This is a genomic window from Mesocryomonas lacus, assembly GCF_055730105.2.
This window is the reverse complement of record NZ_JBUZWF020000020.1, coordinates 1-1,255: the sequence shown is the minus strand read 5'-3', so window position 1 is coordinate 1,255 and position 1,255 is coordinate 1. Positions and strand designations below refer to the sequence as shown.

At 70.7% G+C, this 1,255-nt stretch carries 1 protein-coding gene; it reads left to right on the top strand.

Features of this window, described 5'->3' with window-relative positions:
* Window positions 1-1,164 (top strand): methyl-accepting chemotaxis protein (locus ACZLZQ_RS24250; RefSeq protein WP_472951880.1); only part of this gene is annotated, 1,164 nt, incomplete at its 5' end.
* Window positions 1,165-1,255: the final 91 nt, after the last annotated feature.

Genomic DNA, 1,255 nt, shown 5'->3' with positions numbered 1-1,255 from the left:
GTCGAGGCGACGGCCGCCCGCGAGGCGCAGGCCTCGCAGCGTGATCGCCAGTCGGCGATCGACAATGCGAAGGCCGAGGATCTGAAACTCTTCGTCCATGCCGTCGAGGCCGGCTTCGACGAGTTGTCCGCCGGCAACCTCACCGTCCGCATGGACCGGGCCGTGGCGCCGGAGTTCGAGCCGATCCGCCAGAAGTTCAATGACAGCGTGACCGCGCTGGAAGAGACGCTCGGCTCCGTCGTCGACGCGGTCGGCTCGATGCGCGTCGGCCTCAACGAGATCACGGTTGCCGCCGGCGATCTCTCCCAGCGCACCGAGCAGCAAGCCGCCAGCCTTGAAGAGACCGTCGCGGCGCTCTCGGAAGTCATGCGCGCCGTCACCGGTACGGCGAGCGAGGCCGGCACCGCCCAGACCTCGGCGACTACCGCCCTCACCAATGCCGAGAAGGGCGGCGTCATCGTCGCCCAGGCGGTGGAGGCGATGAGCCAGATCGAGCAGTCTTCGGATGCCATCGGCAAGATCATCGGCGTCATCGACGAGATCGCCTTCCAGACCAACTTGCTGGCGCTCAACGCCGGCGTCGAGGCGGCACGGGCCGGCGAAGCGGGCCGCGGTTTTGCCGTCGTCGCGCAGGAAGTGCGCGGGCTTGCGCAGCGCTCGGCGGAAGCCGCCAAGGAGATCAAGGACCTGATCTCGACCTCGTCCACCCAGGTCGAGCGCGGCGTCAACCTCGTCACCGCCTCCGGCCGGGCGCTCGAGGAGATCGTCTCGACCGTCGGCGAGATGTCCTCGACCGTGACGGGCATTGCCGGCTCGGCCCGCGAGCAGGCGACGAGCCTCAAGGAAGTCGCGATCGCCGCCGACCAGATGGACAAGGTCACCCAGCAGAACGCGGCCATGGTCGAGGAGACCACCGCCGCCGCCCAGACCCTCCTCGGCGAGACCGAGCAGCTGGCAACGCTGATGGACCGCTTCCGCACCAGCACCCAGCGCTCCGCCGCCCCGGCGCCCGCCGCCCGGACCGCCCAGCGCCCCCGCCCAGTCGCCGCGCCCGCCCGGCGCCCCTCGCCGAGCCAGGCCGCCATCCCGCAGATGCGCCACACCGGCACCGGTGGCGCGGCACCGTCAACCGCTTCGAAGGAGGACAGCTGGGAGGAATTCTGATCCCCAGTGAACCCGGACCGGCGGTAACGCCGGCCCCCTAACGACAGACGGCTGCGGCGCCCCCGATGACGGAGGGCGCCGCAGCCGTTTT